14 protein-coding genes are annotated in these 13,425 nt (G+C 70.1%); 3 read left to right on the top strand and 11 right to left on the bottom strand.

Annotation, left to right across the window (positions count from 1 at the left end):
• Positions 1–30: 30 nt before the first annotated feature.
• Together EIK80_RS03795 and EIK80_RS03790 are read right to left on the bottom strand one after the other, a co-directional pair.
• Positions 31–882: a prephenate dehydratase gene (locus EIK80_RS03795; protein WP_125155618.1), complete on the bottom strand. Its 852-nt coding sequence runs from the start codon at positions 880–882 to the stop codon at positions 31–33.
• On the bottom strand, positions 879–1,616 hold the full coding sequence (locus tag EIK80_RS03790; RefSeq protein ID WP_125155617.1) for a 3-deoxy-manno-octulosonate cytidylyltransferase: 738 nt from the start codon (positions 1,614–1,616) through the stop codon (positions 879–881). The genes EIK80_RS03795 and EIK80_RS03790 overlap by 4 nt, the downstream gene beginning before the upstream one ends.
• A gap of 165 nt (positions 1,617–1,781) precedes the next feature.
• On the opposite strand from EIK80_RS03790, the gene EIK80_RS03785 reads away from it, so the two are divergent.
• The gene (locus EIK80_RS03785) at positions 1,782–2,480 is read left to right on the top strand and encodes a cytochrome c family protein (protein WP_125155616.1); all 699 of its coding nucleotides are present in this window, start codon (positions 1,782–1,784) and stop codon (positions 2,478–2,480) included.
• A gap of 115 nt (positions 2,481–2,595) precedes the next feature.
• On the opposite strand, the gene EIK80_RS03780 is transcribed toward EIK80_RS03785, so the two are convergent.
• Complete coding sequence (locus EIK80_RS03780) at positions 2,596–3,444, bottom strand: NlpC/P60 family protein (RefSeq protein ID WP_125155615.1); 849 nt, start codon at positions 3,442–3,444, stop codon at positions 2,596–2,598.
• A complete protein-coding gene (locus tag EIK80_RS03775) occupies positions 3,441–4,847 on the bottom strand; it encodes a M17 family metallopeptidase (RefSeq protein ID WP_125155614.1) in 1,407 nt (468 codons plus the stop codon). The genes EIK80_RS03780 and EIK80_RS03775 overlap by 4 nt, the downstream gene beginning before the upstream one ends.
• 85 nt (positions 4,848–4,932) lie before the next feature.
• Here EIK80_RS03775 and EIK80_RS03770 point away from each other — a divergent pair, with 85 nt between their 5' ends.
• Entirely contained in the window at positions 4,933–5,751 is an 819-nt protein-coding gene (locus EIK80_RS03770) for a tetratricopeptide repeat protein (protein ID WP_125155613.1), read from the top strand.
• Positions 5,752–5,755: 4 nt separating this feature from the next.
• Here EIK80_RS03770 and EIK80_RS03765 read toward each other — a convergent pair whose 3' ends face one another.
• A complete protein-coding gene (locus tag EIK80_RS03765) occupies positions 5,756–6,382 on the bottom strand; it encodes a TetR/AcrR family transcriptional regulator (RefSeq protein ID WP_125155612.1) in 627 nt (208 codons plus the stop codon).
• Between the two features lie 72 nt (positions 6,383–6,454).
• Between EIK80_RS03765 and EIK80_RS03760 the strand changes: the two genes are divergently transcribed.
• Positions 6,455–7,339 carry an aldo/keto reductase family oxidoreductase gene (locus tag EIK80_RS03760; protein ID WP_125155611.1) on the top strand — a complete coding sequence of 295 codons (885 nt, stop codon included), beginning with the start codon at positions 6,455–6,457 and terminating at the stop codon, positions 7,337–7,339.
• Between the two features lie 66 nt (positions 7,340–7,405).
• Here the strand turns inward: EIK80_RS03760 and EIK80_RS03755 are convergent, their stop codons facing one another.
• The 6 genes from EIK80_RS03755 to EIK80_RS03730 form a co-directional block, all read right to left on the bottom strand.
• Positions 7,406–7,603, bottom strand: a complete 198-nt coding sequence (locus EIK80_RS03755; RefSeq protein WP_125155610.1) for a hypothetical protein — start codon at positions 7,601–7,603, stop codon at positions 7,406–7,408.
• A gap of 86 nt (positions 7,604–7,689) precedes the next feature.
• Entirely contained in the window at positions 7,690–8,673 is a 984-nt protein-coding gene (locus EIK80_RS03750; protein ID WP_125155609.1) for a type II secretion system F family protein, read from the bottom strand.
• A gap of 13 nt (positions 8,674–8,686) precedes the next feature.
• Positions 8,687–9,664: a type II secretion system F family protein gene (locus tag EIK80_RS03745; RefSeq protein WP_125155608.1), complete on the bottom strand. Its 978-nt coding sequence runs from the start codon at positions 9,662–9,664 to the stop codon at positions 8,687–8,689.
• Positions 9,665–9,667: 3 nt separating this feature from the next.
• Complete coding sequence (locus tag EIK80_RS03740) at positions 9,668–11,173, bottom strand: CpaF family protein (protein ID WP_125155607.1); 1,506 nt, start codon at positions 11,171–11,173, stop codon at positions 9,668–9,670.
• On the bottom strand, positions 11,174–12,739 hold the full coding sequence (locus tag EIK80_RS03735) for a CpaE family protein (RefSeq protein WP_125155606.1): 1,566 nt from the start codon (positions 12,737–12,739) through the stop codon (positions 11,174–11,176).
• Complete coding sequence (locus tag EIK80_RS03730; RefSeq protein WP_125155605.1) at positions 12,739–13,422, bottom strand: CpaD family pilus assembly lipoprotein; 684 nt, start codon at positions 13,420–13,422, stop codon at positions 12,739–12,741. Before EIK80_RS03730 ends, EIK80_RS03735 begins: the two co-directional genes overlap by 1 nt.
• Positions 13,423–13,425 lie beyond the last annotated feature (3 nt).

Below are 13,425 nucleotides of genomic sequence, written 5' to 3'. Positions count from 1 at the left end.
GGGTGACGTTGGGGAGGGTCGGCGCCCGCCTCAGCCCCCCCGGTCCCGGAACGGATCGGCCGGATAGACCCCCAGGATCTCGAACTTCTCCGAGAAGAACTTCAGCTCGTCCAGCGCCAGGGCCAGAGAACGGTCCTCCGGCCGGCCGTCGACCTCGGCGTAGAAGAAGGTCGCGGTGAAATTCCCGCCTTCCATGTAGCTTTCCAGCTTGGTCATGTTGACGCCGTTGGTCGCGAAGCCGCCCAGGGCCTTGTAGAGCGCCGCCGGCAGGTTGCGGACGCGGAACACGAAGCTGGTCACGCAACGGTGGGTGAAGTCCGGAGCCGGCGGGCTCTTGTCGGCGGTCATCACCAGGAAGCGGGTGGTGTTGTGGCGCTCGTCCTCGATGTCCCGGGCCAGGATGTCCAGGCCGTAGATCTCGGCCGCCAGGGCCGGGGCGACCGCGCCGTGGGTCGGGTTGGGCTTCAGGGCCAGGGCCTTGGCCGCGCCGGCCGTGTCGCCCGCGGCCTCGGTCTCGACGCCCAGGCGCTTGAGGCTGTTGCGGCACTGGCTGAGCGCGATCGGCATCGAGCTGACCACCTTCACGTCCTCCAGCTTGACGCCCCTGTTGGCCATCAGCTGGAAGCGGATCGGCTTGAAGCGCTCGCCGATGATCTTCAGGCCCGAGGCCGGCAGCAGGTGGTGGACGTCGGCGACCCGGCCGGCGATCGAGTTCTCGATCGGGATCATGCCCAGGGCGGCGATCCCGGTCTTGATGGCCTCGAACGCCTCCTCGAAGGTCTTGCAGGGATAGGCCTCGTAGTCCGGGAAATAGGTCCGGCACGCCTCGTGGCTGTTGGCGCCGGGCTCGCCCTGGAACGCGATCTTCTTGAGGATGCTCATGCGTTTTCCTCGGCCTGCTTACGGGCCGCTTCGAGGTCGGAAGGATTGTCGACGGAAATGGGCGCGCTCGTCGCCACGGCGGCGCGGATGGTCAGGCCCAGCTCCAGGGCGCGCAGCTGCTCCAGCTTCTCGCGCTTTTCGAGGGCCGAGGGGGCGGCGTCGTTGAACACCACCAGCGCCTCGCGGCGATAGCCATAGAGGCCGATGTGGCGCCATACCGGCCCGTCGCCATAGAGGGTCGAGCGGGTGAAATAGAGCGCGCGGCCGCTTTGGCCGTCGTCCTCCATGGCCAGAACGGCCTTGACCACGTCCGGGTTGCCGCGGTCGGCTATCGAGGCTTCGGGCGCGACGACGGTGGCGATATCGGCGTCTTCGAACTCCTTAAGTATCCGAGCGCAGTCGCTCAGCACGGCCGGATCGACGAACGGCATGTCGCCCTGCAGATTGATCACGACGTCATGTTCGAACCCCGGATCGAGTTGCGCCAGCGCCGCCAGGATGCGGTCCGAACCCGACGGCAGATCGGGGTCGGTCAGCACCGCCACGCCGCCAGCGGCTTGAACCGCCTCGACGATTTCGCGATCACCGGCCGCCACGGCGACCGGGCCGACGCCCGCCGCCAGGGCCTGGTTCAGAACCCGGACGATCATCGGGGTCCCGCCGATGTCGGCCAGCGGTTTGTTGGGCAGACGCGTCGCCGCCATCCGCGCGGGGATCAGGACGATCGGGTTCATGGCGGTTCTGGGCCTCAAATCTTTGCGGACCGGTTGCGCGAGGGGCGGTAGCGTGTAAGAGACGCGAGCGCAACATGACGTGCGCTGGAGACTCGTATCGCGAGTCCGAGGCGCTGGTTCAAAGCCCGCCCTGGGGTGGGCCGACAAGAGGCTGACTAGGCTGAAATGAGCGACCTGACGTTCAACAAGATCGCTGGCGGCGTGCTGCTGACCGGCCTCATCATCTTTGGTCTGCGGGAAGCGTCGGACATCGTCTTCAAGAAGCATGAAGTCGAGAAGGCCGGCTACGAGATCGCGGTCCAGGAAGATTCCGCCGGCGGCGGCGCCGCCGCGGCCGACACCCCGCCCGATTGGAACGCGGTCCTGACCCCGGCCAACGTGGCCGCCGGCGCCGCCGTCTCGGCCAAGTGCGCCGCCTGCCACAAGCTGGACGCCTCGAACGCCAACGCCACCGGTCCGGGCCTGTGGGACGTCGTCGGTCGCAAGCCCGCCGCCCACCCGGGCTTCAACTATTCGGGCGCGATGAAGGACTTCTCGGCCAAGACCCCGGTGTGGGACTACGACGCCCTGTACACCTTCCTCAAGGCTCCCGGTAAGGACGTCCCCGGCACCAACATGACCTTCGTGGGTCTGAAGAAGCCGGAAGACCGCATCGCGATGATCGCCTACCTGCACAGCCTCGGCTCGAAGCTGCCGGTCCCGCCGCCGCGTCCGGCCGCCGCCGCCGCTCCGGCCGAAGGCGCGCCCGCCGCCGACGCCGCGGCCCCGGCCGCGCCGGGCGGCACGACGGCTCCGGCCGCTGGCGCCGCCACGGCCCCCGCCGCGCCGGCCGCCGGTGGCAATACGGCCCCGCCGAAGGCCTAAGCCTTCCAAGGCCGACAAGATCGAAGAGGCCGCGCAGCGAAAGCTCCGCGGCCTTTTTGTTTGGCTGTGAGTTTGCCTTAAATACACACGCTCCCCCTCCCTGAAGGAGAGGGAGTTAAACCCGCCGATATCCCAGCACCGCGCCCGTCGGCGTCGCTTCGATCCGGGCGATCGCCTCGGCCAGGGGCTCGATGGCCGTGGCCATGTGATGGGCGTTGGCGTGGAGGATGGTGTCGGGGTCCAGCAGGATGGCCACGTGGCCCTTCCAGAACACCAGGTCGCCGCGCCGGCGGTCGGCCTCGGCGATCTCGGCGAAGAAGCCCCGCTGCATGTCGGTGTCGCGCGGACAGGCGCGGGCGCAGGCGTAGAGCGCCTGCTGCACCAGGCCCGAGCAGTCCAGGCCCAGGCTCTCGCGGCCGCCCCACTGGTAGGGCGCGCCCAGGAAACGCATCGCGACGGCCACGTAGTCCTTCTCGCCGCGGCCGATCGGGGTCAGGTGGTCCTCGACGAACCAGCCCGTGCCGGCGGCCTTGGCGAAGCGGCCCTCGCGCGCCTCGATCGTCACAAGGCTGTTGAGGCTGTAGAGCCCCTCCGGCCGCGACTTGATGTCGGGTTTGCCGAAGGCGTAGGTGCGGATCGCCGACACCGCGTGGGTCGGCGGATGGCCCTGCTCGACCAGGTCGCCGGTCGCGACATAGCCGACATAGCCGTCGCGCGGGGCCTGGCCCCAGGCGAAGCCGTCCTTTTCCTCCAGCACCCGGAAGATCTCGCCGAACAGCAGCTGGTCCCACTGCTCGGCGTCGGGCGCGGCGGCGGCGCGGATGGCGCTGGCCGGCGCGGCGCAGACCATCACCCGGCTGGCCTCGTAGCGTTCGGCGGGCGCCAGGCCCTCAAGGCGCTGATCGGCCAGGTCCGGCCGGGCCAGGGTGATGCGGGTGTCGCCACTGAACTTGTCGAACGTCATGCGAAACGGCCCTTGAGCATGGCGAAGGCGGCGCGGATCGCCTGGACTTCCCCGCCAACCGGGAATCCGGGGCGGCCCTTGGGGTTCCAGGCGAAGACGTCGAAGTGGGCCCAGGGTCCCACACCTTCAGCATTTGGGGCGAAGCGCTGCAGGAACAAGGCCGCCGTGGTCGCGCCGGCCTGGGCCCAGGCGTCGGGATCGTTCTTGAGGTCGGCGATGTCGCTGTCCAGGGCCTCGCGATAGGCCTCGGTCAGGGGCATCCGCCACAGCGCGTCGGCGACGGTCTTCGACGCCGTCTCAAGCTGGCCGGCCAGCTTGTCGTCCGGCGTCCAGAACGGGATCACGAACGGCCCCATGGCCATGCGCGCCGCGCCCGTGAGGGTGGCGAAGTCCAGGGTCAGGGCGGGCTTCAGCTCTGCGGCGCGGGTCAGGGCGTCGGCCAGGATCAGGCGGCCCTCGGCGTCAGTATTGCCCACCTCCACGGTCAGGCCGGCGCGGGTCTGCAGCACGTCGCCCGGCCGCATGGCGTCGCCGGCGATGGCGTTCTCGACCACGGGGGTCAGGATGACCAGGCGCACCGGCAGGCCGGCCTCCATGACCATCCGGGCCAGGGCCAGGGCGTGGGCGGCGCCGCCCATGTCCTTTTTCATCAGCCGCATGCCGGCCGAGGGCTTGATGTCCAGGCCGCCGGTGTCGAACACCACGCCCTTGCCGACCAGCGCCACGACCGGGTGCGAGGCGTCGCCCCAGCTCAGTTCTATCATCCGGGGCGCGCGGGCCTCGACGGCGGCGCGGCCTACGGCGTGGACGGCGGGATAGCCCTGGGTTAGCAGGTCGTCGCCGGTGACCACGGAGACCGTCGCCCCGTACTTCTCGGCGATCTCGCGGGCGATGGTCTCGATCTGCAGCGGCCCCATGTCGTTGGCCGGCGTGTTGACCATGTCGCGGGCCAGGGCGCAGGCGTGGGCCGTGGCGGTGACGGCGGCGGCGTCGACGCCCCTGGGCGCCACCAGCCGGGCGATCGGCTCGCCGCGCTTCTTGTAGCGGTCGAAGCGATAGGTCCCCAGGGCGAAGGCCAGGGCCGCCTGCTCCGGATCGATTCCCTTGGGCAGCTTCGAGAGGGCGTATTCCCCGGCCGGAAGCTTGCCGGCCAGGGTCCGGAACAGCGACAGATCAACGCGGCCGGCGCCGACGCCCAGCAGCACCTGCTCGACGGCGCCGCTGGATCCGGGCACAGCCAGCACCTGGCCAGCCTTGCCCGTGAACGCGTTGGCGGCGGCGTAAGTCCTTACCGGCGCGCGCTTTCGGGCGAGAAACGCCTCCAGTTCGGCCTCGCTCACCGGATGGACCGGGATCGCCTGCCCTTTGGCCTCGGCCAGGATCGGATGCGTCGCGTCGGACATCGACGAAGTCCTTTAAAATTATGCTTAACGATTCCTTGAGGGCCGCGCCCGGACAATGGGCGAACCTTCTGGAGACATGTCTTCCATGTGTCGCAAGCGCGCGCTCGTCGCAACCCTGCTCGCCCCGGCCGTCCTGCTGATCGCGCCGGCCGCCTTCGCCGCCGACTCCGCCAAGCCCGCCCAGGCCGAGGCCGCCAAGGCCGCGCCGGTGAAGGCCTCGCCGCAGCAGCGCGCCGAGGCCCGCCGCCTGGACCCGCTGGCCCGCGCCGCGTTCTGGGGCGCCGAATTCGAGACCGACCCGGGCGACGCCGAGGCCGGCGCCGCCCTGGCCCAGTCCCTGCGCGCCCTGGGCCGCAATGACGACGCCGCCGAGGCCGCGACCAAGGCCCTGGTCGCCCATCCCGACGACGCCCCGCTGCTTCTGGAGCTGGCCCGCGCCCACATCGCCCGGGGCCAGGGCTTCTACGCCATCGAGCCGGCCCGCAAGGCCGCCGCCCTCAATCCCAGGGACTGGCGTCCGCTGACCTTGCTGGGCGTGGCCTACGAGCAGGCCGAGCGGGACGACGAGGCCGAGGCCGCGCATCGACAGGCGCTGGCCCTGGCCCCCGCCGAGGCCACGCCGCTGGCCAACTACGCCATGCATCTGGCGGCCAGGGGCGACCTGGCCGGCGCCGAGGTCCAGCTGCGCCGCGCCGCCGCCCTGCCCTCGGCCGGCGTCCAGGTGCGCCAGAACCTGGCCCTGGTGGTCGGCCTGCAAGGCCGCCTGCCGGAAGCCGAGAAGCTGGCCCGCGCCGACCTGCCGCCCGAGCAGGTCAGCAACAACCTGGCCTATCTGCGCGCCGCCATCGGCCAGGCCGGTTCCGGCCGCAGCTGGGACGCGATGAAGGCCGGCGGCGGACAATAGCCCCTCAGGCCCTGCCGGCCTCCAGATACGCCGTCAGCAGCAGCACCAGTTGGCCTTGCAGCCGCGCCTCGAAGGCGGGCGTGGCCTGGCCGTCCAGGATCGAGCGCACCGGCCCGACCAGGGCGTTCAGCGCGATCGACGCCGTCATGGCGGGGTCCTCGAACCGCGCGTCAGGCGCGGTGGCCAGCAGGACCGTCACCGCCGCCTCGATGCGCTTGTAGACGCGGGCCGCCAGCTCGAACCCGCCCCGCTCGCCCGCCACCGCGTAGAGCGCCCGGGACTCGCCAGCGTCGCGCAACTTGGCCGCCATGTAGCCCTCGACCAGGGCCTCGGCCATCCGGGCCACCGGCAGGCCCCGGCTGTCGAGGCAGACCCGCTCCATCGCGTCGGCGATGCCGCTCAGGTGCCGCTCCAGCACCGCGGCCAGCAGGGCGTCGCGGTTGGGGTAGTACTGATAGACGCTGCCGACCGACATGCCGGCCCGCTCGGCGATCCGCGTGGTGGTGCAGCGGCTGAGACCCTCACGGGTGAGAACCTGAATCACGGCGGTGTGCAGCGCCTCGATCGTGGCCGCCGACCGGGCCTGGACCGGCTGTTTCCTTGGCCTTAGCGGCGTTGCGAGGGCGGTCATCGAAAGCGAATTCCAAAACTGAAGGATTCTTCAGATGCTACGCCTCGCTCCACAACGCAAGGAACGAGCAACATGACCAGCAGCATCGACGCCTCCAGCCTGGATCGGGCCGGGACCTTCAAGCTTGGCGACCGCACCGTCCGGCGGCTGGGCTATGGGGCGATGCAGCTGGCCGGCCCGCATGTGTTCGGCCCGCCCAAGGACCGCCCGGCGGCGCTGGCCGTGCTGCGCGAGGCCGTAGCCCTGGGGGTCAACCACATCGACACCAGCGACTATTACGGCCCTTACGTCACCAACGAGATCATCCGCGAGGCGCTGCACCCCTATGCCGACGACCTGGTGATCGTCACCAAGATCGGCGCGCGTCGGGGCGACGACGGCGCGTGGCTGCCGGCGACCTCGCCCGCCGAACTGCGGTCGGCGGTGCACGACAACCTGCGCCGTCTGGGCCTGGAGGCGCTGGACGTGGTCAACTACCGCGCCATGTTCGACATGATGGGTCCGGCCGAGGGCTCGATCGCCGAGCCGTTGGGCGTCCTGGCCGACCTGAAGCGCGAGGGGCTGGTGCGCCAGATCGGGATCAGCAACGTCACGCAGGCCCAGGTCGCCGAGGCGCGGAGCCTCGCCGACATCGCCTGCGTGCAGAACATGTACAATCTGGTCCACCGCCACGACGACGCGATGGTCGACGACCTGGCCAAGGCCGGGATCGCCTACACGCCGTTCTTCCCGCTGGGCGGCTTCTCGCCGCTGCAATCCTCGGCCCTGTCGGCCGTGGCCGAGCGTCTCGGCGCCACGCCGATGCAGGTAGCCCTGGCCTGGCTGCTGCGCCGGTCGCCCAACATCCTGCTGATCCCGGGCACCTCGTCGGTCGCCCACCTGCGCGAGAACCTGGCGGCGGCGGACCTGGAATTGTCGGACGCGGTGATGGCGGAGCTGGAAGCCGTGGCGACCTGAACGCCTAGGCGCCGCCGCGAACCTCCGCCGGGATCGCCGTCCGGTCTCCGGTCGCGCGCGGCGTGATCAGGCTCCCAGCGCCTGGGTGAGCACCCGGCTGGCCCTGGTGAGAAAGCCCAGCAGCGGCGCCGCCACCATGTTCTTCATGGCGAACGCCAGGAACGCCGCCAGGCCCGCCAACAGCGCCGTCTCGATGGCCGCGCCGCCCTCCTCGGCCGCCGCGAACGCGCGAACCGGAGGGCCCTTTCCCGATTGGTGTTTCATCCCACTGTCCCAAACCGAAACTGAACGGTCGGGTCAGCGCAAGCCGCGCGCCACGCGTTGGACGGGTCTTTCCGGGGTGGGAAACCTCAGTGCTTCCCGAAGATATCCTGCACCTTCAGGATCGCCGGGCCCAGGATCATGACGAACAGCACCGGCAGGAAGAACACGATCATCGGCACGGTCAGCTGGGCCGGCAGGGCCGCGGCCTTCTTCTCGGCGGCCGAGAGGCGCAGCTCGCGGTTTTCCTTGGCCATGACGCGCAGGGCCGTGCCCAGCGGCGTGCCGTAGCGCTCGGCCTGGATCATGGCGGTGGCCACGGACTTGATGCCCGGATGGTTGGTGCGGCGCGCCAGGTTCTCGTAGGCCAGGCGGCGGTCGGGCAGGTACGACAGCTCGGCGGTCAGCAGGGACAGCTCCTCGGCCAGCTCCATCGACGAGGCGCCGACCTCCGAGCCGACCTTCTGGATGGCCGCCTCGATCGACATGCCGCTTTCCACGCAGATCAGCAGCAGGTCCAGCGCGTCGGGAAACGCCGCCACGATCGACTCGCGGCGCTTCTGGGCGATGTTGCTGATGTAGACGTTGGGCGCGTAGTAGCCGAGCGCCAGGGCCGCGACGCAGGCGCACAGCTTCTGCATCGGCAGCAGGCCGAAGCCGTTGACGACATTGAGGTAGAACCCAACCACCCCGGCGAACACGAACGGCGCCACGAAGCGGAAGAAGTAGAAGGTGGTGACCGGCCGCGGGCCGCGGAAGCCGGCCTGGGCCAGGTTGTCGACGACCTTGGGATCCTCCAGCAGCCGCGACAGCTGCAGCCGCTCGACGACGTTCTTGTAGAGGCCCTCGTCCTGGTGACGCAGGGTGCCGCCGCCCGCGCCGCGCGAGGCGATGCTCTGGCGCGACCTTCGACGCAGCTCCTCGCGGCGGTTGGCCACCGACTTCAGGCGACCCTCGAGGTTGTTGTCGCGCAACACCGGCGAGGCCAGGGTGATGATCGTGGCGAACGTCACCAAGGCGATGAACGCCGTCAGCAGGTTCCCGGGATCGGTCAGGGAAGCGACGAGACTCACGGCGGTCCTCCCCTCAGAACTTGAAGTTGATCATCTTGCGCATCACCAGGACGCCCATGGTCATCCACAGGACGCCGCCCAGGATCATCAGATGGCCGCGCGGGTCGGTGAACATCGGCTTCATGTAGGCCGGCGAGGTGATGCTGATCAGCATGACGACGCCGGGCGGCAGGCAGCCGATGATCGAGGCCGAGGCGATCGCCTCGGCGGAGAGCGCCTTGATCTTCTCCTTCATCAGCTTGCGCGCGCGCAGGACGGTGGAGAGGTTGCCCAGCGCTTCGGCCAGGTTGCCGCCGGTCTTGGCCTGGATGCCCAGCACGATCGAGAAGAAGCGCAGCTCGTTGGTCGGCATGCGCTCGTACATCTTCTCCAGGGCCGCATCCATCGGCACGCCCATGGCGATGTTCTCGGTCAGGGTGCGGAACTCGCCGCCCAGGGGCTCGGGGCTCTCCTTGCCGATGATCTTCAGGCAGTCGTGGACCGGCAGGCCCGACTTGATGCCGCGCACGATGATGTCGATGGCGTCCGAAAAGGCCTCGGTGAACTTCTTGGTCCGCCCCTTGGCCAGGAAGCCCAGGACCCAGCGCGGCAGGCCCAGGCCCGCGGCGAAGCCCCCGGCCAGGGCGATCAGCAGGCTCTGGCTCAGCACGAAGACGATCAGGGCGACGATCACCGCCAGGCCGCCGCTGATCATCCAGAACATCCTGACGTTCTCGCCCAGGCCGGCGGCCTGCAGGCGCGAGACGAGGCTCAGCGTGGCCTTCTTCTGCTTGCGCTCCTGTTCCTTGAGCGCCTTGAGGATGTTCTGGCGTCGGGCGTCGGGCGTGTTGGCGGCGGCCTTGGCGCGCACCGCGGCCTGGCGCTCGCCGCCGCCGGCGATCATCTGGGCGCGCTTGGCGGCCTTGGCCTGGCCGCTGTCCCCGCCGGCGAAGGCGAAGCCCAGGCCCGCGATGGTGATGAACCCAAGGATCCCGGCGAGGATGAACAGCATCGCCTACTCCGCCGCGTCGAGGGCTTCGGCCAGCTCGCGCTCCAGGCCGTAGTAGCGGGCGCGATCCCAGAAGCGCGGGCGGGCGATGCCGGTCGAGCGGTGCTTGCCCACGACCTTGCCGTGCTCGTCCTCGCCGGTGATCTCGTAGACGAACAGATCCTGGGTGACGATCACGTCGCCTTCCAGGCCGACCACCTCCGTGATGTGGGTGATGCGGCGACTGCCATCGCGCAGACGCGCCGCCTGAACGATGACGTCGACCGAGCCGACGATCATCTCCTTGATGGTCTTCGAGGGCAGGCCGTAGCCGCCCATGGTGATCATGCTCTCGATCCGGCTGATGGCCTCGCGCGGGCTGTTGGCGTGCAGCGTGCCCATCGAGCCGTCGTGGCCGGTGTTCATGGCCTGGAGAAGATCGAACGCCTCCGGGCCGCGGACTTCGCCGACGATGATCCGCTCGGGACGCATCCGCAGGCAGTTCTTGACCAGGTCGCGCATGGTCACCGCGCCCGAGCCTTCCAGGTTGGGAGGCCGGGTTTCCAGGCGCACCACATGCGGCTGCTGCAGCTGCAGTTCGGCCGCGTCCTCGCAGGTCACGACCCGCTCGGTGGGGTCGATGAAGGCGGTCATGGTGTTGAGCAGGGTGGTCTTGCCCGAGCCCGTGCCGCCCGAGATGACGATGTTGCAGCGGCAGGCGCCGATGACGCCCAGGACCCGCGCCCCTTCCGGACTGATGGAGGCGTACTCCACCAGGTTCTTCATGGTCAGCTTGTCCTTCTTGAACTTCCGGATGGTCAGGGTCGGACCATCCAGAGCCAAGGGCGGAGCGATGACGTTGACGCGCGAGCCGTCGGGCAGGCGGGCGTCGCAGATCGGCGAGCTTTCGTCGACGCGCCGGCCGACCTGGCTGACGATCCGCTGGCAGATGTTCATCAGCTGCATGTTGTCGCGGAAGCGGACATTGGTCAGCTGGACCTTGCCGCCCACTTCGATGAACACCCGGTGGGCGCCGTTGACCATGATGTCGGCGATGTCGTCGCGGGCCAGCAGGGGCTCCAGCGGGCCATAGCCGAGAACGTCATTGATGATGTCCTGGACCAGGTGCTCCTGCTCGGCCACCGACATCGAGACGTTCTTGATCGCCACCAGCTCGGCGACGATGTCGCGGATCTCCTCGGCCGCCTGCTTCTGGTCGAGCTGGGCCAGCTGGCTCAGGTCGATGGTGTTCAGCAGGGCGTTGAAGATCGTGGTCTTGGTGGCGTGATAGTAGTCGCTCTGCTCGCGAACGATGTTGGTCGTCTGGGCGGCGGCGATCCCCTGCGCGGCGCGCAGCTGATCCAGGCCCAGCGTCGCCTTGGGAGCGGGGCCGTTGACCTTCGGCGCGGGCGCGTTCGGCGCGGCGGCCGGCTCGATCCGCTGAGGACGCGTGGCGATGGCCGCGCCGCCCGCCGGGGCGGGGGGCGGCGCCTTCTGTTCGGCGGGGGCTGACGGGTCGCGCTTGCCGAACATCTACTTCTTCTTGAACAGGCCCGAGAGCACGGAGGACTTCTGCGAGGGCGGCGGCTCGCGGCGGCTGATCAGGCGCGCCAGGTGCTCCAGACCTTCGGCGGCCTTCGACTTGGGCGCCACCTCGGCCAGCATCTGGCCGTTGTTGGCCGCCTGGCCGTAGGGCTTGGGATCGAACGGCAGCACCAGCGAGGGCTGGACGCCCAGGGCCTCGCCGAAGTCCTTCACCGGGATCTCGGGACGGCCGGGCACGCCGACCTGGTTCAGAACCAGGCGCGGCGGCACGTCGTTGGGCCGCGACGCCTTGACCAGGTCGATGATGTTCTTGGCGTTGCGCAGGGAGGCGAGATCCGGCGTCGCCACCACGACCAGATCGTCGGATCCGACCAGCACCCGGCGGGTGGCGGCGTTCCAGACGTGCGGGATGTCCAGCACCACGAAAGGCGCGGCGCCGCGGATCTTCTGGGTCGCCTCCTCGTAGGCGTCGGCGCCGATGTCGTAGTCGTCGTCCAGCGTGGCCGGCGCGGCGAACAGCGACAGGCGGTCGCCGCAGCGGACCATCATGCGGTCCATCAGCACCGGGTCCAGGCGGTCGGGCTGGGTCAGGGCGTCCAGGACGCCTTGCAGCGGATCCTGGTTGAAGTCGAGGCCGGCGGTGCCGAAGGCCAGGTCGAGGTCGACCAGCACCGTGGCGGTCTGCATCTTCTCGGCCATCGCCCAGGCGAAGTTGTGCGCCAGCGTCGAGGCCCCCACCCCGCCCTTGGCGCCGACGAAGGCGATCTGGCGGCCGATGAACGGCGCGGACGGATCGGCGTAGAGGCCGCCGACGGCGCGGATCACCTGCAGCGGCGAGAGCGGCTGGGTCAGGTACTCGCTGACCCCGCGGCGCATCAGCTCGCGATACAGGGCGATGTCGTTGGTCTGGCCCAGCACGACCACCTTGGTGCCCGGGTCGCAGACCTGGGCCAGGCTGTCCAGCAGGTGCAGCAGGCGCTGGGCGCCGTCGATCGTCTCGACCATGACCAGCGAGGGCGTCGGCTGGTTCTGGTAGTAGTCGACGGCCGCCTCCAGCCCGCCGTCGCGGACGATGGTCGAGGCCCGGGCCATGCGGCGATCCGCGGCGGCGTGCTCGACCAGGGCCGCCGTTTCCGGGCGGGCGCAGAAGGCGTGGATGGTGATGCGCGGGATCGCCGCGTCGCCCAGGCCGCCGTCCGAGATCGGCTCGTGATAGACCGGAGCGGCCGCCTCGGCGATGTCGAGGTCGTCGTCAGGGGCGGCGACGGCCGGTTGCGGCGCGCGCCGTTGCGGGGGCGGCTGAGGGGCCGGGGCGGCGCGTTGCGCCTGCGGCTGGGACGGGGCCTGCGGCGCCGGACGCGGGGCCTGGGGCGCGCGCGGCTGCCCCCCTTCCGGACGGGCCGGCGGGAAGTCGGCGAACGGGTCGTCGAAGCCGCCCACGGTCGGGTTCAGCGACGGCGGGGCGGAGGCGCGCCAGGGATCGCTCGCGCCGGTCGTGAACTCGTCGGCGGCGTCGAAGCCCAGGTCGAAGGGGTCGTTGTCGGACGGCCGCATTACGGGATCGCCTTCGAGATCGAGCCGCTGGCCTGGTCGTCCTTCTTGGAACTGGTCACCTCGCCCTTGCGGTAGAGGCCCAGCACCGTGTCGCGGCGGCCGGCGTCGGGCGGCGTCATGTCGCGCGGACGGATCAGATCCTCGGGATTGGCGACCTGGGCGGCAAGGTTGGCGGCCAGGGCGCAGCCGAAGTTGTCATAGGCTTCGTTGTTGCGGGTGGCGGCCAGGTTTTCCCAGCGCTGTCCGCACTTCAGCTTCTCGGCCTCGTAGCGCAGGAAGCCGACGCGGATGGTGTCGTCCTCGGGGCCGGTCGGGTTGAAGCCCACCACCCGCACGCGCGAGCCCGGCGCGCCCAGGGTGACCAGGCGGTCGCGGATCTGGGTCGCCATGGCGCCCGAGCTGTTGGGCGAGGTGACGACCAGCTCGCGGGCCTCGGCCCGCAGCCAGCGGTCCATCAGGGCCTCCAGCGCGGCCGACTGGTTGGCCGACAGGCCGGTGGCGTGCGGGGCCAGCACGATCTCGTCCGGCGCGGAGGTGACCTTGATGCGGTCCGTCCACTGCTGGGTGTCGGTGGCGGCGGCCTTCGACGGCCCCTGATCGGACGGCGCCGTCGAGGCGCAGGCGGCCAGTCCGGCGAGGGCGAGGGCCGCCAGGACGGTCTTGACGAAAGGCGTGTGCGTCATGGC

This window comes from Caulobacter sp. 602-1 (assembly GCF_003931565.1).
Lineage (GTDB): Bacteria > Pseudomonadota > Alphaproteobacteria > Caulobacterales > Caulobacteraceae > Caulobacter.
This window is presented reverse-complemented; position numbering and strand designations above follow the sequence as displayed.